The organism is Mesorhizobium sp. M3A.F.Ca.ET.080.04.2.1 (assembly GCF_003952525.1).
In the GTDB taxonomy this organism is placed as follows: Bacteria; Pseudomonadota; Alphaproteobacteria; order Rhizobiales; family Rhizobiaceae; genus Mesorhizobium.
Genome location: NZ_CP034451.1, coordinates 164,344 through 185,029, shown reverse-complemented (window position 1 = coordinate 185,029; position 20,686 = coordinate 164,344). Strand labels below are relative to the sequence as shown.

Below are 20,686 nucleotides of genomic sequence, written 5' to 3'. Positions count from 1 at the left end.
CAAAGTATGTCAGTGTACCGCCTCCCCGGAGTCGCGATCAAACGTTCCCGTGCCGAAATAGGCGTCGTGCAAGGCATGGCTCTTCGCCAAATCGGAGGGACGGCCCTTCAGTTGCACCCGACCGTCGCGCAGCACGATGATTTCATCGACAAAGTTCATCACGCGGCGCGAGCTCTGCTCGTTCACCAGGATGCTGACGCCTTCTTGCGATCGCAATCGATGCAGGATGGCGTAAACCTCCTCGACAATGCGAGGAGCCAGGCCAAGGCTCGGTTCGTCTATGAGTATGAGTTTGGGTCGGGTCATGAGCGCACGCCCGATCACCAGCATCTGTTGCTCGCCACCGGAGAGCTTTCCCCCAGCCTGACGAATGCGCTCTTTGAGCTTCGGAAAATAGTTCAGCACAAGCTGCAGATCGCGTTCCGCTCGCTGGCGGTCGCCACGCATGAAAGTCCCGATTCTGAGGTTTTCCTCCACGCTCAGGCTGCCAAAAACGTGGCGACCTTCGGGCACGAAGCTAAGCCCTGAGCGTGCGATCGCTTCGGGTTTGAGACCCAGGATCGGCTGACCATCGAAACGCACGTCGCCGGTGCCTGAAACACCGCCTGCGATCGCCGAAAGCGTCGAGGATTTGCCGGCACCGTTTGGCCCGACGATTGCCAGGAGCGCGCCGGAAGGTACATCCAAGGACACGCCGTGCAGGACCTGAACACGGCCGTATGCAATGCGCAGATCCGTGACACGCAGGATGTGGTCGGAACTCATCATTCCGCCTCCGCGCCGAGATAGGCGCTGATCACGGATTTGTTGGCTCGAACGTCAGCGGGCGTGCCTTCCGCAAGCGTGCGACCTCCATCGAGGACGTGGATACGAGCGCAAAGGCCGAGCACCACGGCGACATTGTGCTCGATCAACAGAACGCCGCACCCATGATCCTTGGGAATCGAACGTACCAGCGACATGAGTTCTTCACACTCATGATCCGACATGCCCGCAGCCGGTTCGTCCAGCAGCAGGAAATCAGGCGAACGAATGAGCCCTCGAGCAATGGCGACCCTGCGTTCGTCGGTGTAAGGCAGTGTGCTTGCGAGTTGTCCGCGCATGTGCCCGATACCCATCCAGTCTAAAAGCAACGCAGCCTCGTGGGCGGCCGCGCGGCGCGACAGGCCCAGGGCAACGGCAGTCACCTCGACGTTCTGCTGCACCGTCATTTCGCGGAAAAGCCGTCCGCCTTGGAAGGTGCGCGCGACACCTGCCTGGCGAAACGTTGCTGTCTTCCACTTGGTGGTATCGCGACCGCCGAGCGTAACCCGGCCTGCCGAGGGCTTTTGGAAGCCGGTGAGGCAGTTGACCAGTGTCGTCTTGCCGGCGCCATTGGGGCCGATAAGGCCTATGATCTCTCCCTTGGCGATGGACAGCGTTACGTCGGAAAGGGCTCGAAGACCCTCGAAGCTTACCGAAACTGCTTCGCTTGTAAGTGTGATCCCGTTAGAGAAGCTCACATCGTTCTCCGGGCGGAAAAGGCTGTTTCGAAACCGCGCTTCGTGCACTCAAGAAGCCCTCCTGAGCGCTGCTGTCGCCTCGACATCCACGTTGAGAGTTTCATCCGCCGTCGATCCGCTCAAGACCACTCCATAGATGGTCTTTGCGCGTTCAAGGGTCTCGTATCGTTCAAGCACGTCCTTGAGCACGCGTGCCGGGTCGCGGTCATAGGGCTTGCCATAGCCCCCGCCCGATGTATGCCAGCCCTTCAGTGTTTCGCCCTTTTGAAGGCTGATGATGACCAGGCTGGGAAGGAGTTCCTCAGTGCCGTCCGCACGAATGATCAAATGCCCCGCACGGGTACCGTCTTGACCGCCGCGAACTCCTTTCGGCGGTGTCTCGCCACCGTCGCAGGCCCAGATGAACTGAATGGGGAGTTCCTTCGGCGTTACGGCCATCTCCAGCGCCGCTCCGCCACGGAACTGGCCGGCGCCGGCCGTTCCCATGCGCAGTCGCACACAGACTACCTGAAGCGGGTGCTTGAGCTCGTCTATCTCGATGGAATCGCGATACATCAGTCCTGCCACGACGGGAATGCCGTAGGTGGGCCAGCCGTCGGCGACGGGGCTGCCGGGACCTCCTGCAGAACCCAAGACCAACTGGTTGACATAGGGCTCGCCACCGAAGCGGTGGTCCTGCCCGGAGACCACGGCGTAGCCCAAGCCCACTCCCAGCCCACCTTCGGCCAACCCCCAATCAGGACTAACCTCGGCAAAGGCGGCTTGCACCGTGTTGATGAGCCTGTCGGCAAGATTGGTCGTCGAAACCGAGCAACTGTGTGGGAATTTTGGCTTTCCGATCACTGAGCCGTCGCGAAATTGCAACTTGATGCGGCGAAATGATCCAGCGTTGCGAGGCACCGAAAAGCTGAGTGAGTTGAACACCCCGGCCACCGCGGCCGCCGAGGCGCTGGCCAGGCTCAGGTTGAGGCCCACCGGAACGGAATCGATATTGTCACGCAGATCGATATTCACCGTCGCCTTGGCCGGATCAATTTCGAGCGAGACGTTGAGTGGCACTCCCTGTGGCAAGAGACCCGGCAGCGGGTCGAGCCTGCCGGAATTGGAAAGACGTGTCGCAGGCATCGACCGCAGCGCCTTCACCATCAGGTCTTCTGAATAATCGAGCCAGTTTGCGATGAAGGCGCGGATCGTCTCCTTGCCATATTTGGCGCACAGTTCCTTCAGCCGACGTTCGGCGATACGGGCAGAGCCGATACCGGCAATGAAGTCGCCATGCCACTGGTTGGGAACCCTGATACGGGCCCGGCACATACGCACGATATCATCGTTGGTTTTGTAATCACGCTGGATCCGGACCGCGGGAAAAATCAACGCGCCCTCGGCATACTGGTCCGGCGCACCAGCCATGTAGGTCGTCGGCAGGGCATTGCCGATATCCGCCTGGTGGGCCTTGGCGACCGCCGTGAACAAGTGTTCGCCTTCCACGAACACCGGAACAAGAAAGGCGTGATCCGCAGCGTGGCTGTTTCCGCTATAGGGATCATTGTGCAGATAGCAGTCCCCTTCGCGAATATCACCAGGATGGAATTGCTGCATTGCCGACGTCAGAAGGTCGCTGCCGAAAATGTGGATTGGCAGCCCCTCGGCCGAGGCCAGCAACTGGTTGTCTGCGGTCACGATCGAGCAGCTGAAATCGCGCGCGCTGTTGATGACAGCCGAACGAGCGGCACGCAGCATGGTGTTGGTCATCTCTCGGATGATGGCGTCCATCCGATTTGCGATGATTGCCGTGAGGAACGGATCGAAGGAAGACTTGTCTGCGATTGCCATCAGAGCCGCCCCCCTCAAATCTCAAGCAGGTAGTTGCCAGCGGCGCTGAGCGTCACCGACATGCCTGGATAGACCACCAGTGTCGTGGTCGGCTCTTCGATGATGGCCGGACCGGCGACACGCATGCCGGGCGCAATACTGCTCGCCTTGTAGATCGGAGTGGCGACGGCGGTCGCATCACCGAAATAGCAATCCCGCCTCGCAACAGTATCCTTGCCGGCTGGCGCCGCATCGACGATGTCGACATCCGCGATCGGAGATGGAGGATCGGCCAACGGAATGCTGAGCCGTGCTTTCCAATTGATGAACTCGACAGCGCTGCCTTCATCGCGGACAGCGAAGACGCGTTCATGCGTGCGATGGAATTCTTCCTGCAGCTCGGCAACGGACGCGAGGTCCTTGAGATGGCCCGACGGGATCGGCGTATCGAGCTCCCAGACCTGTCCCGCGTAGCGGGCTTCCGCGATATATTCGATCGCGTGATCGGCCCTGTCATGCGCCAAGCCTTCTGCGAACCTGCGCAACTTGGCGGTCAAGGAATCGAGTACCCGGCCAACACCGGCGAGGTCGAAGCCTTCGGTCGATGTGACGTGGCTTGCTGTCTCTTCGGCGACGATGTTGGCGTACTGCATGCCGGCGGCGGAGAGCGCCGAGGCGGTCTTGGGGAGGATGACCCTCTTGCAGCCAAGCTCCTTTGCAATCAGCATGATGTTCATGCCGGCAGCGCCACCACCAGCGACGATCGCGCTTTCACGCGGGTCGAGGCCTTCGTTGATCGTGATGTCACCGATGGCGCGGATCATGAGCTCGCTGGCAAGCGTCAGAATGCGGAAGGAACATTCCTCGACGGTCAAACCAATGCGCGAGGAGATGGTCTCAATGGCGCGACGTGCCGCGGCGACGTCAAGCTCCATGCGCCCGCCAAGAAAGTAGTGCGGATCGAAATAGCCAAGCACGGCGGCGGCATCCGAAACAGTTGGCTGCAGGCCACCACGGCCATAGCAGGCGGGGCCGGGCTCCGATCCCGCCGACTGTGGCCCCACATGCATCAGTCCGCCTTCGTCAATCCACGCGATCGAGCCACCGCCGGCGCCGACCGATCGCATATCAACGGCCGAGATGCCCATCAGATCGCCGGTGTATTGCGGGCCAAGCCACGTCTCGCGGGTAAATGTCAGCCGGCCGTCGCGCACCAGGCCGACGTCAAAGGTCGTGCCCCCGGTGTCGCAGACAATGACATTGTCACCAAAGCTTTCCTGGACCGCATAAGCCCGCGCCGAGATCGGCGCCATCGCCGGGCCGGAACCGATCGTGTAGATGGGCTTGGCAACCATAGCATCGATGTTCGTGCATCCGCCCGACGTCGTCGAGACGAGTATTTCGCCTTTGTAGCCGGCATTGCGCAGATCGGATTCGAGTCCCCGCAAGTGGCTTTGCATCAACGGCTTGAGCGAGGCATCTATGGCGGTCGCCGAGGCGCGACGATATTCGCGCACGATCGGGATCAGCTCATGGGACAAGGTGTAGGGCAGACCGGGGGCAAGCTCATCCAGAAGCTGCCCGAAACGGCGCTCATGCTCACCATTGGCGACCGACCATAGGAAGCAGACGGCGACGGCCTCGAACTTCTGCGCCACGATCTCGCCGATCACCGCCCGAGCCTGGCTTTCGTCGAAGGGGATGGCAACCGTTGCTTCCGAGCTCATACGCTCGTTCACCTCAAAGGTGTGGCGGCGTGGAATGTAGGGGTCGGGATAAGGCGCGCGGAAGTCGTGCGGATCGAATTTCCCGGCTTCTTTCAAAACGAGAATATCGGGGAACCCGGCGGTTGTGACGAAGGCAGTTTTTGCGACGCGTTTCGTCACAATGGCGTTGGTTGCGCGCGTTGTCCCATAGACGAGCAGCGCCGTCTCGGCGAGCAACTGCTCCAATGAGAGAGACTTCTCCGACGCGGCAGCGGCAATCGCCTCCCGCATGCCCGAAAAGATCCGGTCGTGGGTTGTCAACGCCTTGCCGATCACCGGCACACCGTCCGGGCCGACGACCACCACATCGGTGAATGTTCCGCCGGTATCTAGCGAAATAACGTACGCCATCTGTCTCTTGCTCGCGCGCATCGGTGAAATATCGTTCGGGCCCCGGCGTCCGCCCTGCCGGGGCCCGCCGACCAGAAAGGGAGGTCAGTTCTGGCCGAAGAGCACGTCGACCGGCACCGGCTGGGGTAGCGCGTAGTTGCTTATGACTTTGACTTTGCCGTCCTTGTACTGAAGGATCTGCATCTTGGCGTTCTGCTGGATGTGCAGGTCCGGCGTGAAGCTGCGCGGTCCGATGAAGGTCTGTTCGTCATGCATCGTGTTTAGGATGTCGGTGACCTTGGCCGAGTCAGCGGTCCCCGCCTTTTCGACCGCGCGCGCCCAAAGGTCCAGGAAAGCGTAGATCGGGTAGGCGTAGGTCGTTGCTGGCAGCGTGCCGTAGCGAGCCTTGTACCGCTCGTTGAGGGCCTGAACCTCCGGGCGGGGGTCATCGCCGTGCACCGAAGCTGCGACCGGAACGTAGAAGTCACTCAGACCGGGAACGGCATCCGTCCAATAAGTTCCATCCATCGCGCTGCCGGACACGATGGGCGCTTTGATGCCGGCCGCTCGGATCTGTCGGATCGCGCTCGCCCCGCCGGGCGTAAAGCTGCACAGCATGATGGCATCAGGCTGGTCGGCCGAAGCGGTGATGCGGGTGATCTGGGATTGAATTGAAGGGTCGTCGTTCTTGAAGGTGTCCTCGCCTACAATCTTGACACCGTCCGTCTGTGATGCGGCCCAGCGGAAGCCGGCACACAGCGACTTGTCGTACTCGGCTACTGTATCGAGCAGGACATAGGGATGTTTGACGCCAAGGTTCTCAGCCGCCCAATGCAGCGCGACCGCACCTTGCACATGCGCGGCCGCCGAAGTGGTGAATGAATTCGACCCGACACCCTGCACACCGGCCTTCGGATCCTCCGCGCACAGGAAGACCGAGATCAGATTGGCTCTCTGTGCAGCGCCCGCCGCGGGCGAGCCCTGGTCGTAGTCACATGACACGATGACGATGTTGGCGCCTTGGTCGACCACGGATTGGCCCGCCCGCGCGCCTTCGACGCGATCCGATTTGGTGTCGGCCATGATCGTTTTGATAGGTTGGCCGAGCAGGCCACCCGCCTTGTTGCGATCCTCGATCCATAGCTGTGCCATGTTCCTGCCATCGCCGTCATAGGCAACCATCCAGCCCGACTGCGCGGTGGCGAAGCCGATCGTAACCGGATCGGCCGCCCAGGACATCGCGGACGTTGCCGACAGCATCACTGTCGCTAGTGCTGCCCGATGAAGGAGGGCACGACCGACCGAGGCAACTCGTTTTTTGCGGATATGCGTTTTCATATTTGTTGGTTCCCCTAATTAACGCTCATTAATATAAGAGCAAATGTTGGATTCTTGTCAAGCACCGAACTTGAGGTGGCACAGCGCCGCGGGGGGCGATCAGCTCAAAGGTCTATTTTTCGCCGACGATGCTGACGGTGAAGCAATGGATCCGAAAACAGACGTGCTTTGCGCGGGAAAACGTCCCGCCGGCCGCTATCCTCGCTGTAACTTCGCGCCTGACGGCGCAGCCACACCCCCGCACCTGTACCCCCCAGCAGGCATCACGGCTCTGTTGCCAAACTGTCGCCTTGGGTTCTCAACGTCATGCCGCGGACCACCAGTGTCAAATACTGATCGGTGATGTCGCCAGATCAGGCAATTTTATCAGTGTGACCAAAGCGAGTTGCAGACCGCTTGGCGACTCGGGGCGGTTTGGGCGCAACCCGTTTGAGGCGTGAGATCGCCGCTTGCCGACATCTTCAAGATTGCCGATACCGTGACTTTGCGACCCGGCGCGTACGGTTTCTGGATCGCAAGAATTCTTGGACGGACTGAAGAAGGCTGGTTCGAAAAAAATGCGAAGAGCACCGACGATTATCGATGTCGCTTCCTACGCCGGAGTCTCAAAGTCCTCGGTATCAAACGTCCTGCAGGGCAAGAAGACGGTTGATGCAGACATTCGCAAGCGCGTCCTGAAGGCGATCGACGAGCTCGGCTACAGGCCAAACGCCGGTGCCAGATACATGCGCCAGCGATCCAAGGTGCTTGGCGTGGTGGTAGACGACCTGACCAACCCTTTTCACGCCGAACTCGCCACGTATATCGAAGCTTATGCCGCGCAGCGAATGCACAGCATTTTGCTCGTGGTCACTGGCAGCCAATTGGAGCACCAGAGCAGCCGGGTAAGAAGCCTTATTGAGCATCGGGTAGCTGCCATGATGTTCTTGTCAGCTCCAGGCAAAAAAGCTCTTGAACTCGTCGGCCCCGAAATCCGCAAGGTGTTCGTCGGCATCCGCATGGCCAAGGAGCTGTCCATTGCTGTCGATGACAGCGCCGGCACCAGCCTTGCGGTTGAACATCTGGCAGCGCTCGGCCACGAAAAGATCGGGTTCGTCAGCGCCATGTTGGGAAACGACCCGAACGTGGAAGCGGCGCGGTTCCAAGGTTATAAGCACGGCATGCAGGTTGCGGGGCTTGGCATAGAGGAGGCGCATCTTTTGCGCGAGGTCGGCAATCGCAACAAAGAGCCGCGTCCCAACTATCAGGAAATACTCAGGCAGTTTCTAAAAAGAAAGAATCGTCCGACTGCCCTGGTCGCCGCGCTCGACCGCGTCGCGCTCGAACTCATCTCCGCTGCCGACGCGCTTGGGCTACGCATTCCTGAAAGCCTGTCGCTTGTCGGCTTCGACGACATAACCATCGCCAGCCACAGTCGCATAGCGCTGACGACGATCGCGCAGCCGATGAAGGACCTGGCAAGGCTGGTGGTCGACACCGCCATCGACGGGCCCTCTGCCGAAGCCGATGGAAAGCTATCGACCAGCATTGCCCTGCCGCCTCGCCTTGTGGTGCGCCGCACCACAGCGCCGTACCTACCAAACGTTAGATAATATTTTTGCAAAAATTCTCTTGACACCTTACCCAAGGGAGCGGGATAGTTGTGGAACGTTCCACGAGCCGGCCGTGGAAGCGCAAAATCGAACAATAAACAACAACGACAAGGGGAAGCCATGAAACCGCAGTCCTGCAATGGATCGATCAATGCTGCTCAGCCGCAATTGTCTCGCCGTGGCTTTCTGGCCGGCACAGCCAGTGTCGCGCTGGGCTTGGGTGCTCTGGGCGCCGGTCCAGTCCGCGCCGCCGAAGAGGACGTGGTCGTGCTTGGCTGGACGAGCTACATCACGCCGGAAATCGTCGCCATCATGAAGAAGGCCGGGGTGAACGTGCGCGGCGTCCCGGCCGCGACCGATCAGGACATGTTCACCAAGGTCAAGGCTGGTGGAGCGGGATCCTACGATATTGTCTTCGCCAATTGCGGCTTCTCACCGACCTACTACAAAGCTGGGCTCATCGAGGCCCTCGACATCAAGGAAATCCCGGGCTGGGATCAGCTGTGGCCCGTCTTCCGCGAGGATACGTCGTTTCCGTACGTGGTCGAACCGAACAAGCTGATGTTGTTCCCCAACATGTGGGACACCGAAGGCCTCATCTGGAACATAGAGCAATTCAAACCATCCGAGCCGTTTTCCTGGAACGCCCTTTGGGACGCCAAGCTTCCGCAAGGCAAGGTGATCATGCGCGATGGACCGGAAGATTTCTTGGCGATCAGCGGATTGAGCCTAGGTGTGCCGCGAAACGAGATCTACTCGATGACAGGCGACAAACTTCAGGCGGCCGCCCAGCATCTGGCAAAGCTAAAGCCGTTCCAGATTGCACCTAGCGATGAGGTTCTGATGGATGCCCTGCGCACCGGCAAGGCCTTCATCGGCGAGACATCCAGCCTTGCATTGGCAGCCCGTCTCAACCGTGCCGCAGGTAAGGAAGTCGTGAAGGCCGTCATTCCCGAAGAAGGCAGCCTTGGCTGGATTGACGGCCCCATGGTGGTCAAGGGCGCCAAGAACCGAAAGGGCGCACTCAAATTCATCGAGGTCTGGAACAGTCCGGAAATCCAGACATACCTCTACGCGACCTACGGATTCCCGCAGTGTAGCAAGACCGCCACGGAGCGGACCCTGGCCCAGGGTGGCGACGGGGCGCAGCAACTTCTTGACCGCGGCGCGGATAAACCCGACGCCGTCCAGAAATTGCTATTCCAGGGGCCGCCGGCCAATCCGTCCGAATGGACGCAGGCCTATGTCGAGGTTGTCGGAGGCTGAGTGTGTTCGCGGTGCCCCACGACATCCCGGTCGATCTTGTCACAATGAAGTCAGCCAAGGTAGCCGCGACGCCGCCTCGCCGGCGCAAGTGGATGCGGCGCGGACTGGAAAGCCCGCTGCTGAGCCTTCCAGCGGTCGCAGTAATCGTCATCGGCGTCTTTTTGCCGATGGCGGTGCTCGCGGTCTATTCCCTTTGGCCGACAGTCGATCAGCAAATCGTTCCGCAATGGACGCTAAGCAACTACGCCCGGTTCTTCGCAGCCGCAGTCTATTGGCGCGTACTGCTGCTTAGCCTGTTGTTTGCCGGGCTGGCGTCGGCGGTGACGGTCTGCGTCACGTTTCCCTTTGCCTATTTCGTCGCAACCAAGGTCCCCCCGAACCAGCGACTACTGTGGGTGTTGTTCGCTGTCTTGCAGTTCTTCACCAGCTATCTGATCCGTGTCTTCGCCTGGATGAACCTGCTTGGCGACACCGGTCTGATCAACCAGGGGCTCGTGCAGATCGGTCTGATTGACCAGCCACTGTGGGTCTTTGGGTTGAACAAGGCTGGGATCGTCATCACGTTCGTCTATCTGCTTTTTCCCCTGGCGTTCCTGACCACCTTCATCGCGCTCGAACGCTCCAACCCCACCGTTCTGGAAGCGGCGGCTGATCTCGGCGCCAGGCCTTGGCAAGGGCTCCTGCACGTGACGCTGCCAATCGCCCGGACTGGTATCTTGGGCGGCTTCGTGTTCGGCGCCATCATCATCCTCGGCGACTACGTGACGCCGCAGTTGATTGGTGGCACCGACGGCTATCTTTACTCCAATATCATCCAGCTGCAGTTTGGCTCATCAGTACAATGGGGTCTTGGATCGGCGCTCGCCCTTATCCTGATGATCGTTGTTTTCGGCCTGCTTCTGGTACTGCGCTGGGCCACCGGGGGGGCTGCCCAGGTCGGGACGTTCTCGCGGGCTTTCACGCCGACGCGCGCGCCGTTGCTGCGAGCCTATTCGTACCTGTTCCTTGGGTTCCTCTACGCGCCGATCGCGCTGCTGTTCATATTTGCTTTCAATGCAAACCCAAGCATCGGCTTTCCTTTCCTCGGGTTCACCACGCAGTGGTTTGTCGCCGTCTTCCAGGACCCTTTGATGATCGAGAGCATGAAGAACAGCCTGATCGTTGCGGTGACCGCCGTCGGAATCAGCCTCGTCCTTGGAACGGTGGCCGCTGTCCAGCTTGCGCGCAGCCCGGGTCGCTGGCGCCAGGTCAGCATGGCAATCGTATCCCTGCCGATCTTCCTGCCGCCGATGTTGCTGGGCCTTGCCATTATCATCGGGCTCAACGCGTTGGGGGTCGAACGCGGTCTGTGGACCATCGTCGCTGGCCACACCGTGCTTAGTCTACCCATCGTCACGCTTCTCGTGCTGATCCGGCTGGAAGGCCTGGACCCCAACTTTGAACTCGCCGCCATGGATCTGGGCGCGACGCCCTCGAGAGCGTTCCTGTTGGTGTCCGTCCCGCAAGCCCTGCCAGGTATCGTGGCGGCCGCCCTGATCACCTTCGCGCTATCGATCGACGAATTCATCCTGACGGCTCTCGTGACCGGCTCCGACAGCACGCTGCCTCTCTACATCTTCGGGCAACTGCGATTCAGCGTGACACCGGCCGTCGTCGCCGTTGCCGTCATGCTGCTCACGGTCTCCTTCATCCTGCTCGTGCTTGGTGCATTCGTATCCAACATCGGGCAGCGCAGAGACAAAAGCAGTGCCGCCGGCCCGTTCTCTCTCGAGCACGCCGCTTGAGATGCGGCTGCCTGAGCCCGCTTCAAACAAAGAGGAAGCCTTGTGATGCCATCTGCCTTGCAGTGCACCGATCTGGCCAAGCGATATCCAGGGCAGCAAGGACCTGCGTTGGGCGATGAGGGGAGGGGTGTTTCGTTCGAAGTCGAGCGGGGAGAGCTCTTCGCTTTGCTCGGCCCGAGCGGCTGCGGCAAGACAACGATCCTGCGCATCATCGGCGGCTTCGTCGAGCCCGACCGCGGTTCGATCACCATCGACGGCCAGGACGTCACGAAACGGGCGCCGTATCAGCGCCCGACCAACACGGTCTTCCAGAGCTACGCACTCTTTCCACACATGCGCCTCGGCACAAATGTCGAGTTCGGCCTGAAAATGGCCGGACGCGGCCGAAGAGAGCGCGAGCAACGTGCCCGAGAGGTGCTGGACCTGGTTGGCCTTCACGGAATGGAGAAACGCAAGATCGCCGAGCTATCAGGCGGCCAGCAACAGCGCGCGGCGCTCGCGCGCGCTCTCGCGACGCGTCCGTCGGTGCTTTTGCTCGACGAGCCGCTCGGCGCTCTCGACCTGAAATTGCGCCGGCAGATGCAGGATGAACTGGTTGCGCTCAAGCAGGAGACCGCGACGACGTTCATCCATGTCACGCACGATCAGGAAGAGGCCTGCGCGATCGCCGATCGCATTGCGATCATGGATCGCGGGCGGATCGTGCAGATCGATACCCCCGAAGATCTCTATCGCAATCCGCGCACGACGCATGTGGCGAGGTTCATCAACGTCGGCACCGTTGTCGAGGGTCACGTGAAGCGCTCAGGCGACCGGCTTCGCCTCGAAGCGCCTAACCTTACGCTCGAGGGAACGGCTCCCACCTGGCTCACTGGATCAGCCCGCATTGCAGCGGTCCTGCCACGGGCGCGAGTAACGATCTCCAGGCAAGAGACACAGGCCGGGATCAATCAGCTGGCGGGCGTCATCCAGCGCTGCGTCTTCACCGGCTCGCAATATGACATCCATGTGCTTGCCGAACACGGCCTGAGTGTCCAGGTCTCGGCCGGGCCCCAGGCGTTTGCGCCACCACCGGCGGGGACCCGGATCTTTTTAAGTTGGCTCGCTCAGGATGTTCTGTTCGTCGAAGATGACTTTCAGCGGTTGCCAGCGCCGTAGGCCTCTTCCAAATCGAATCGCAAAACATCCACCTGCCGCAACTGCTCGGCACAATGCCAAGAGGAACATATGGGAATTCTCGCTGACAAGGTCGCAATCGTAACCGGCGCCGGCAACGGCATTGGCCGCGCGACGGTGGAGCGCTTTTTGCGTGAGGGCGCAAAAGTTGTGGCACTTGATCGCGTCGTCGACCAGTCGCTTCAGCAGCCACAGCTCAAGTGGGTCAAGGGCGATGTCACCGACGAACGGGACTTAGCGCAAGCCGTGGAACTGGCGAAGAAATTCGGCGGCGTGGATATTTGCGTAGCAAACGCCGGTGTTGGGCAGATTGAACATTTCGTAGACGGGACCCGCGCTTCCTGGATGCGCGTCATCGACGTCAACCTGGTCGGCGTGATGATGACGTTGCAGGCTGCGGCCCGCGCAATGATTGAATTCGGCAAGGGAGGGCGGCTTCTTGCCACCGCGTCGATCGCCGGCCTTCGCGGCGAAGCACATGCCCCATCAACGGCCTACGCCGCCAGCAAAGGGGCCGTCATGGCTCTTATGCGGGCCTTGAGTGTTGAACTGGCCGAGCACGGCATCACCGCAAACGCCGTCGCTCCGGGCCAGATCGATACCGAGATGAATTCTTCCGACCTTGAGGTGATGAGCGCCATGATCGGTCGCAAGGCGACCGACGTTAGGGCGGAGTTCCTCAAGAACGCTGTGCCGTTGCACCGAATGGGCGCCCCTGCTGAAGTAGCCGGACTGTTCACCTATCTCGCCTCGAGCGATGCATCGTTCGTGACGGGGTCCACGTTCCGTATCGACGGAGGCGAACTGGCTATCTAGCGCAAGACGAGGCGTCTTCAGCAAAACGATTGGAGATGTCGCGGCAAAGCAGTTGATGTCGCCTTTGGGCGTGCGTTCAACCGGTCGAGCTCGGCTGCTTGCGGTGCTTGGCCAAAACTCGTCTGGCGATGTCGAGACGTTGCGCGATCAAGGATGTGCGGCGGAGAACCTCTTGTCTCATGCCAGCCTTGTGCAAGGCGCAGGATGGGCAAACCCGGCAAGAAACCGCAGATTGTCCAGATCAACCGGGGCCGGACCGCCTCCTCCTTTGAGCTGACATGGACAGGATGTCGAAGACGTGCCGTTTGGCTGCAGCTACACTTGCTTCAAGGGGGCTGTTCAACGCAAGGCAAGCGGATATGGCGCTGGAGAGCGTGCAGCCTGTCCCCCTTTCCTGTCCAAACGGGGTGCCTCCAAACGCAAGACCGGGCAGTCGGGTTGCACAAGCAGGTCCACGGCAGGCTGACCTTCTCGCGCATGCCCACCCTTGGCCAACACTGCAGTTCCTATCATCGTAGACAGTGCCTCGCCTTGAAGGCTGGCCTCTCCTTCATCCAGTGCCGGTGGCGATCCGGTCAGCGCCGCCAACTCGAGCAGATTGGGTGTCACCAGCCGACAGACCGGCATCAGGTCGCGGCGCAGCACGTCGATGGCGTCGTCCTCCAGCAGCACTCGTCCCGAGGTGGAGGCCAGTACAGGGTCGAGCACCACCGGCACTTTCGGACTGCTCACCAGGACGGAGCCGACCGCTTCGATCGCCGCCGCCGTCCCCAGCATGCCGATCTTGACCGCAGCGACTTGGTTGGCGGCAAAGGCGGCACGCATCTGGGCGGCAACAAGTTCCGGCGGCATATGCTCGATTTGCTCGACGGTGTCGTGCGTTTGCACCGTCACGGCCGTGATGGCGAGGCAGCTGCGCAACCCGAACGCCGAAACGGTCTCGACATCGCGGGCTATTCCCGCGCCGCCGCTCGAATCGGAGCCGGCGACAATCAAGACATGCGGCGTCATCGCCATGGCGCCGTCGCCGTCAGCCATTCCAGCGCGCGCGCCTCGGGGTGCGCGTTGCGGGTGATGTCGGTAACCACCGCGGCGCTCTCAGCGCCTTGGGCGAAGACACCGGCAATGCGATCGACGGTGAGCCCGCCGATGGCCACGAGCGGAAGACCGCCGACGCGCCTCTTCCAGACAGCGATACGGTCCAGTCCCTGCGGCGCCCATTTCATCGCCTTAAGGATGGTCGGGTAGATCGGGCCAAGCGCGACATAGTCGGGCTCGGCTTGCAGCGCGGTCTCGAGTTCCGCATCGTCGTGAGTGCTGAGGCCGAGCCTCAGGCCCGCCCTGCGGATGGCCTTCAAATCGGCTTCGAGCAGATCCTCCTGGCCGAGATGGACGAAATCGCAATTCTCCTCGATCGCGAGGCGCCAGTAGTCGTTGACGATGAACTGGCAGCCATGACGGTCGCAGACCGCCTTCGAAGCATGGATCTCGCGGCGTAGCGAAGCTTCGTCCCGGTCCTTGATGCGCAGTTGCACCAGTTTCAAGCCGAGCGGCACCAGCCGTTCGATCCAGGCGGCGGAATCGACGATCAGGTAAAACGGATCGAGCCTCATGAGAACGCTGCCATGCCGATGACGGGGGTCGAGGGGACGGCCATGTCGCGCGGCTCGAGCAAACCGGCGCAATAGGCCTCGCGGCCGGCCTCGACCGCCTTGCCGAAGGCCGCTGCCATGGCGACGGGATCGCCTGCCTTGGCGACCGCCGTGTTGAGCAGCACCGCGTCGTAGCCGAGCTCCATCACGGCTGCGGCGTGCGATGGCCGGCCGATGCCGGCATCGACGATCAGCGGCACGCCGGGAAAATGCCCGCGCAGGCTTCGCAGCGCATCGGGGTTCTGCGGCCCGCGCGCGGAGCCGATCGGCGCGCACCAGGGCATCAACAGCCGGCAGCCGGCGTCGAGCAGGCGCTCGGCCACGATGAGGTCGTCGGTCGTGTAGGGAAAGACCTGGAAACCTTCCGCGGCAAGGATCCTGGCTGCTTCGACCAGCCCGAAGACGTCGGGCTGCAGCGTGTCGTGGTTGCCGATCACCTCGAGCTTGATCCAGTCCGTGCCGAACACCTCGCGCGCCATTCGCGCCGTCGTCACCGCTTCGCTCACCGAATGGCAGCCGGCGGTGTTGGGCAGGACGCGAACCCCCAGCGACTGGACCAGCGACCAGAACTGGCCGCCGGCTTTGCCGCCCGATGTTTCGCGGCGGAGCGACACGGTGACGATCTCCGTGGCGGACGCCTTGATCGCCTCGGCCATGATGGCAGGCGAGGGGTAGAGCGCGGTGCCAAGCAGAAGGCGGGACGAGAATTTATGTCCATAGAGGTCGAGCATTGGATCAGCCCCCCTTCATCGGCGAGAGGATTTCGATGCGATCGCCATCGCTGAGACGGCAGCGGTCGCGTTCCCTGGCAGGCACGACATCGCCGTTCCTCGCGGTGGCGAGCCAGCTGCCCTGGAAGTCAAGTTCGCTGAGCAGCGCGGCAAGCGTTTCGGCCGCGACTTCATGGGTTTGGCCGTTAACGATGAGCTTCAAGGGCAAACTCCTTTGCTGCCGGATTTCCCAGGATGAGGTCGGCTGCCTGTCGCGCCATGGCCGGCGCGAGCAGGAAGCCGTGGCGGTAGAGGCCGTTGATGCGAATGTGCCCCCCGTCGCGCTCGACGCGCGGCAGGTTGTCGGCGAATGCAGGACGCACGCCGACGCCTGTCTCGACCAGTTCGGCCTCGCCGAAGGCGGGATGCAGCGCATAGGCGGCGCTGAGCAGCTCCATGGTCGAGCGCACAGTGACCGGGCCATCGGCATCGCACTCGATCATCGTCGCGCCGACCATGAACAGGTTCTGCTCGCGCGGCACGACATAGACGGGGATGCGCGGATGCAGCAGCCGCACCGGGCGGGCCAGCGAGACCTCGTCCGTTCGCAGCATCAGCATCTCGCCGCGCACGCCACGCAGCTCCGGTCGCCTGTCGGCGATGCCGGCGCAGTCTACCTCGATTTCCGAAGATGCAGGCGCCAGGCCGCGGCCGAACTCCAGGCGCACGCCCATCCCGCGCAGCTTGTCGCTGAGGGAAAGCATCGCCTTGCGCGGGTCGAGATGCGCTTCCTGAGCGAAGTACAACCCACGTCCGAACCGGCCTTGGAGGGCCGGTTCGAGAGCCGCGATCTCACCGGCGCCGAGCTGCCTGAAACCGGACGTGCGGCGCCCGAACCGGTCCAACTCACGAGCGTCGCGGGCAGGAGCCAGCACCAGCGTGCCGCGGCGCGAGACATGGCCGGGCAAGGCCGCGTTCCACCAGTCGGCGGCGCGGCGCCCGAGCGTCAGCACCGCCTCTTCGGCGCTCTCGCGCTCGCACCAAGGCGCGAGCATGCCGCCGGCCTGCCAGGAGGCGTTGCCGGCGATCTCCATGCGCTTCTCGGTGACGGTCACCTCGGCGCCGCGCGTTGCCAGCTCGTGCGCGAGCGTCAACCCGGCAACGCCTGCGCCGCGAATGAGCACCTTCATGGCCGGCCGGTGCTCTCCGATGCGTTGTCGAGCGGTATGTAGAGATCGCCGCCGTCCCGGTACTTCGCCGCCATGGCCGCAAGCCCTTCCTTCTGCGCTTCCGCGCGGATGTCGTGCGAAATCCGCATCGAGCAGAATTTGGGGCCGCACATCGAGCAGAAATGCGCCACCTTGTGCGCCTCCTTGGGCAGGGTTTCGTCATGGAAGGCGCGCGCCGTCTCGGGATCGAGCGACAGGTTGAACTGGTCCTCCCACCGGAACTCGAAACGCGCCCGCGACAGCGCGTCGTCCCTGATCTTGGCGGCCGGATGGCCCTTGGCCAGATCCGCGGCATGGGCGGCGATCTTGTAGGTGATGACGCCTGTCTTGACGTCGTCGCGGTCCGGCAGGCCGAGATGCTCCTTCGGCGTGACGTAGCAGAGCATCGCCGTTCCGAACCAGCCGATCATCGCAGCGCCGATGCCCGATGTGATGTGATCATAGCCGGGCGCGATGTCGGTGGTGAGCGGTCCAAGCGTGTAGAACGGCGCCTCGCCGCAGACCGCGAGCTGCTTGTCCATGTTCTCCTTGATCTTGTGCATGGGCACGTGGCCGGGGCCCTCGATCATCACTTGGCAGTCCTTGGCCCAGGCGATCTTGGTGAGTTCTCCCAGCGTTTCCAGTTCGGCGAATTGGGCCGCGTCGTTGGCGTCGGCGATCGAGCCGGGGCGAAGACCGTCGCCGAGCGAGAACGCCACGTCATAGGCCCTGGCGATGTCGCAGATCTCCTCGAAATGCTCGTAGAGAAAACTCTCCTGGTGGTGATGCAGGCACCACTTGGCCATGATCGAGCCGCCGCGCGATACGATGCCGGTGACGCGGTCGACGGTCAGCGGGATATAGGGCAGGCGCACGCCGGCATGGATCGTGAAATAGTCCACGCCCTGCTCGGCCTGCTCGATGAGGGTGTCGCGGAACACCTCCCAGGTCAGTTCCTCGGCGACCCCGCCGACTTTCTCCAGCGCCTGATAGATCGGCACCGTGCCGATCGGCACCGGCGAGTTGCGCACGATCCAGTCGCGGATGTTGTGGATGTTGCGCCCGGTCGAGAGGTCCATCACCGTATCGGCGCCCCAGCGGATCGCCCACACCATCTTCTCGACCTCCTCGGCCATCGACGAGGTGACGGCGGAGTTGCCGATATTGGCGTTGATCTTGACCAGGAAATTGCGGCCGATGATCATCGGCTCGCTTTCGGGATGGTTGATGTTGGACGGGATGATGGCGCGTCCGCGCGCCACCTCGTCGCGCACGAATTCCGGCGTGACGAAATCCGGGATCGCGGCGCCGAAGCTCTCGCCGTCGCGGCGAAGTTTCGAACGCAACTGCTCCCGGCCGAGGTTCTCGCGGATGGCGACGAACTCCATCTCAGGCGTAATCATGCCGGCGCGCGCATAGGCGAGCTGGGTGACGGCGCGGCCGCCGACGGCGCGGAACGGCCTGTTGTGCACCGGGAACTCCGGCGTCAGCCGATCGGCCGAGACGAAGCCGTTGTCCTCGGGCTTGATCGTGCGGCCCTCGTAGCGCTCGACGTCGCCGCGTGCCTCGACCCATGTCTCGCGCAACCGCGGCAAGCCGCGCTCGATATCGGTTTTGACCGCCGCATCAGTGTAGGGACCGGACGAGTCATAGACCGTGACCGGCGGCTCGCCGGCGCTCGGGTGGACCGAGATCTCGCGCATCGGCACCCGCAGATCGGGGTGAAGCTGGCCAGGCTTGTGGACCTTCTTCGAAGCGGGCAATTCGCCGACGGTGACGGTCGGGGTGTGGGCATTCATGAGTGAGCCTCCTTGCTCGAGTGCAACGGAGACCCAGTCCACGCGATGAGGAGGAAGTGACGCTTCGCGCAGGATGCGGGCACTGCCCGAATACCGAAGCCGGATTTCCGACCCGCGAAACCTCGCACCGTCCCTACGCCAGTATGAACTGGATCAGGTTCAACGGGTCACTGCGCGCTATTAGCAGTATCTCAGCCCCTTGCCGGGACTCCCCTGGTGAGGCGTCTAGGTTGGACGATGCGAAGTCGCTCTGTCAACTCTTGTGACGGCGGTCCTGTTCGACAATCGGCTGCCTGCATCAAGGTTGGATTGAAATCCGAAGGCATTGTTGCCCAGATTGGGCAAAAAACGATGCGCTGGACAAATGCCGAGTGTCACGCTGCAGCTACGCTGCTTTCCGCGATGTTTCTAAGACGAGATGTCGCCTTATCCTGAGGAGCTCTTCTGTGCCGGGCATAAACAGTTCTCTGCTTCGCCATCTCAAACAACCGGAGCGGTTTGCCGCGCTGGATCGCTTGGCACGCCAAGGCGATCGGTGGGATGGAAGCGTCTTCCAGGTCTTCAATCCCTCGACTAGCGAATTGCTCGCCGAACTCCCCGATATGGGCGCGGAGCAAACGAAGGCTGCAATCGACAGGGCCTATGTCGCGCAAGCCAAATGGGCAGCTTTGACGGCCCGGGATCGTAGCGACACATTGTGGCGCTGGCACCAGCTGATCCTCGATCACACCGATGACCTGGCTGCAATCCTGACCGCCGAAATGGGCAAGCCGCTGCCTGAAGCAATATCGGAAGTCTCACATGCCGCCGCTTACCTGCAATGGTACGCGGAAGAAGCCAATCGGATCTACGGCGAGACGATTTCCGCGCCTTCGACAGATCGGCGCATGCTGGTCATCAAGCAGCCGATTGGCGTCGTTGGCACCATTACGCCCTGGAACTTTCCCGCTTCGATGGTGGCCCGCAAGATTTCACCGGCACTCGCGGCCGGATGCGCGATCATCCTGAAACCGGCCGAGCAAACCCCGCTCGTCGCCGGCGCGATGTTCGCGCTGGCGGCGGAGGCAGGCTTCCCCGAGGGTGTCGTAAATTTGATCTATGCCTCGGAAGGTGCCGCGGTCGGGCGTGAGCTCTGCGCCAATCCGAAAGTGCGCAAGATCAGTTTCACCGGTTCGACCGAAGTCGGGCGGCTGCTCATGCGCCAGTGCTCGGATCAGGTCAAGAAAGTCAGCCTCGAACTCGGCGGGAACGCGCCGTTCATCGTCTTCGACGACGCCGATGTCGATGCTGCCGTCGATGGTGCGATCCAGGCAAAGTTTCGAAATGCCGGGCAGACCTGCGTGTCCGCCAACCGGCTCTATGTGCAATCCGGCGTGCATGACGAATTCGCCGAGAAATTTGCCGCACGGGTTCGCTCGCTCTCGGTTGGCGACGGCTTCAAACCGGGTGTCGCCATCGGACCGTTGATCGACACCCACGCGCTCCTCAAGATCGAGGCTCATATTGCCGACGCGATCGGGAAGGGCGGAGCGATCCGCTGCGGCGGAAGCCCGGCAGCTCACGGCGGTACCTTTTTCGAGCCGACCGTGCTGACGGGCATCACCAGTGAAATGCTGCTCGCGCAGGAAGAGACTTTCGGGCCGCTCGCGCCGATCATCCGTTTTGAGAATCCCGATGAGGTGGTGCGCGAGGCCAATGATACGATCTACGGTCTCGCCGCCTATTTCTATGCCTCCAATCTGAAGCGCGTCTGGCATGTGGCCGAGGCACTCGAATACGGCATGATCGGCATCAACACCGGCCGGATGTCATCGGAAGCCGCTCCCTTCGGTGGCATGAAGCAATCAGGGATTGGTCGCGAAGGCTCCCGACATGGCTTGGAGGAGTATCTCGAGATGAAGTATCTCTGCATGGGCGGAATCTAGGTCAAGACGC

16 protein-coding genes, 1 pseudogene and 1 riboswitch are annotated in these 20,686 nt (G+C 61.9%); of the genes and pseudogenes, 6 read left to right on the top strand and 11 right to left on the bottom strand.

Annotated features, from left to right (window positions below; all coding sequences use genetic code 11):
- Positions 1-9 precede the first annotated feature (9 nt).
- The 5 genes from EJ074_RS00855 to EJ074_RS00835 form a co-directional block, all read right to left on the bottom strand.
- Complete coding sequence (locus EJ074_RS00855; protein WP_245454777.1) at positions 10-768, bottom strand: ABC transporter ATP-binding protein; 759 nt, start codon at positions 766-768, stop codon at positions 10-12.
- Positions 765-1,550 carry an ABC transporter ATP-binding protein gene (locus EJ074_RS00850; protein WP_245454776.1) on the bottom strand — a complete coding sequence of 262 codons (786 nt, stop codon included), beginning with the start codon at positions 1,548-1,550 and terminating at the stop codon, positions 765-767. Before EJ074_RS00850 ends, EJ074_RS00855 begins: the two co-directional genes overlap by 4 nt.
- Entirely contained in the window at positions 1,551-3,335 is a 1,785-nt protein-coding gene (locus EJ074_RS00845; RefSeq protein ID WP_129552594.1) for a hydantoinase B/oxoprolinase family protein, read from the bottom strand. It lies immediately after the preceding gene.
- 14 nt (positions 3,336-3,349) lie between these two features.
- Positions 3,350-5,431 carry a hydantoinase/oxoprolinase family protein gene (locus EJ074_RS00840; RefSeq protein ID WP_129552593.1) on the bottom strand — a complete coding sequence of 694 codons (2,082 nt, stop codon included), beginning with the start codon at positions 5,429-5,431 and terminating at the stop codon, positions 3,350-3,352.
- An 84-nt stretch (positions 5,432-5,515) separates the two neighbouring features.
- Positions 5,516-6,670: an ABC transporter substrate-binding protein gene (locus EJ074_RS00835; protein ID WP_207210058.1), complete on the bottom strand. Its 1,155-nt coding sequence runs from the start codon at positions 6,668-6,670 to the stop codon at positions 5,516-5,518.
- A gap of 602 nt (positions 6,671-7,272) precedes the next feature.
- Between EJ074_RS00835 and EJ074_RS00830 the strand changes: the two genes are divergently transcribed.
- From EJ074_RS00830 to EJ074_RS00810, 5 genes are all read left to right on the top strand, one after another.
- Positions 7,273-8,340: a LacI family DNA-binding transcriptional regulator gene (locus EJ074_RS00830; RefSeq protein ID WP_245454775.1), complete on the top strand. Its 1,068-nt coding sequence runs from the start codon at positions 7,273-7,275 to the stop codon at positions 8,338-8,340.
- Positions 8,341-8,388: 48 nt separating this feature from the next.
- Positions 8,389-9,606, top strand: coding sequence for an extracellular solute-binding protein (locus EJ074_RS00825; RefSeq protein ID WP_245454774.1), 1,218 nt, complete (start codon positions 8,389-8,391; stop codon positions 9,604-9,606).
- Between the two features lie 2 nt (positions 9,607-9,608).
- Positions 9,609-11,390, top strand: a complete 1,782-nt coding sequence (locus EJ074_RS00820) for an ABC transporter permease subunit (protein ID WP_245454773.1) — start codon at positions 9,609-9,611, stop codon at positions 11,388-11,390.
- Positions 11,391-11,435: 45 nt separating this feature from the next.
- The gene (locus EJ074_RS00815) at positions 11,436-12,548 is read left to right on the top strand and encodes an ABC transporter ATP-binding protein (protein ID WP_129552591.1); all 1,113 of its coding nucleotides are present in this window, start codon (positions 11,436-11,438) and stop codon (positions 12,546-12,548) included.
- A 69-nt stretch (positions 12,549-12,617) separates the two neighbouring features.
- Positions 12,618-13,382 (top strand): SDR family oxidoreductase, encoded by a 765-nt coding sequence (locus tag EJ074_RS00810; RefSeq protein WP_129552590.1) that lies wholly within the window; start codon positions 12,618-12,620, stop codon positions 13,380-13,382.
- Between the two features lie 241 nt (positions 13,383-13,623).
- Here EJ074_RS00810 and EJ074_RS00805 read toward each other — a convergent pair.
- The 6 genes and pseudogenes from EJ074_RS00805 to thiC form a co-directional block, all read right to left on the bottom strand.
- Positions 13,624-14,393: pseudogene (locus tag EJ074_RS00805) on the bottom strand (hydroxymethylpyrimidine/phosphomethylpyrimidine kinase).
- Positions 14,390-14,995, bottom strand: a complete 606-nt coding sequence (locus EJ074_RS00800; protein WP_129552589.1) for a thiamine phosphate synthase — start codon at positions 14,993-14,995, stop codon at positions 14,390-14,392. The pseudogene EJ074_RS00805 and the gene EJ074_RS00800 overlap by 4 nt, the downstream one beginning before the upstream one ends.
- Positions 14,992-15,765, bottom strand: coding sequence for a thiazole synthase (locus tag EJ074_RS00795; RefSeq protein ID WP_129552588.1), 774 nt, complete (start codon positions 15,763-15,765; stop codon positions 14,992-14,994). The genes EJ074_RS00800 and EJ074_RS00795 overlap by 4 nt, the downstream gene beginning before the upstream one ends.
- A gap of 4 nt (positions 15,766-15,769) precedes the next feature.
- The gene (thiS, locus tag EJ074_RS00790; protein WP_095807832.1) at positions 15,770-15,967 is read right to left on the bottom strand and encodes a sulfur carrier protein ThiS; all 198 of its coding nucleotides are present in this window, start codon (positions 15,965-15,967) and stop codon (positions 15,770-15,772) included.
- Complete coding sequence (gene thiO, locus EJ074_RS00785) at positions 15,951-16,934, bottom strand: glycine oxidase ThiO (protein ID WP_129552587.1); 984 nt, start codon at positions 16,932-16,934, stop codon at positions 15,951-15,953. The genes thiS and thiO overlap by 17 nt, the downstream gene beginning before the upstream one ends.
- Positions 16,931-18,751 carry a phosphomethylpyrimidine synthase ThiC gene (thiC, locus tag EJ074_RS00780; protein ID WP_129552586.1) on the bottom strand — a complete coding sequence of 607 codons (1,821 nt, stop codon included), beginning with the start codon at positions 18,749-18,751 and terminating at the stop codon, positions 16,931-16,933. Before thiC ends, thiO begins: the two co-directional genes overlap by 4 nt.
- A 112-nt stretch (positions 18,752-18,863) precedes the next feature.
- Positions 18,864-18,976, bottom strand: a riboswitch (TPP riboswitch).
- Between the two features lie 221 nt (positions 18,977-19,197).
- Between thiC and EJ074_RS00775 the strand changes: the two genes are divergently transcribed.
- Complete coding sequence (locus tag EJ074_RS00775) at positions 19,198-20,676, top strand: NAD-dependent succinate-semialdehyde dehydrogenase (protein ID WP_245454772.1); 1,479 nt, start codon at positions 19,198-19,200, stop codon at positions 20,674-20,676.
- Positions 20,677-20,686: the final 10 nt, after the last annotated feature.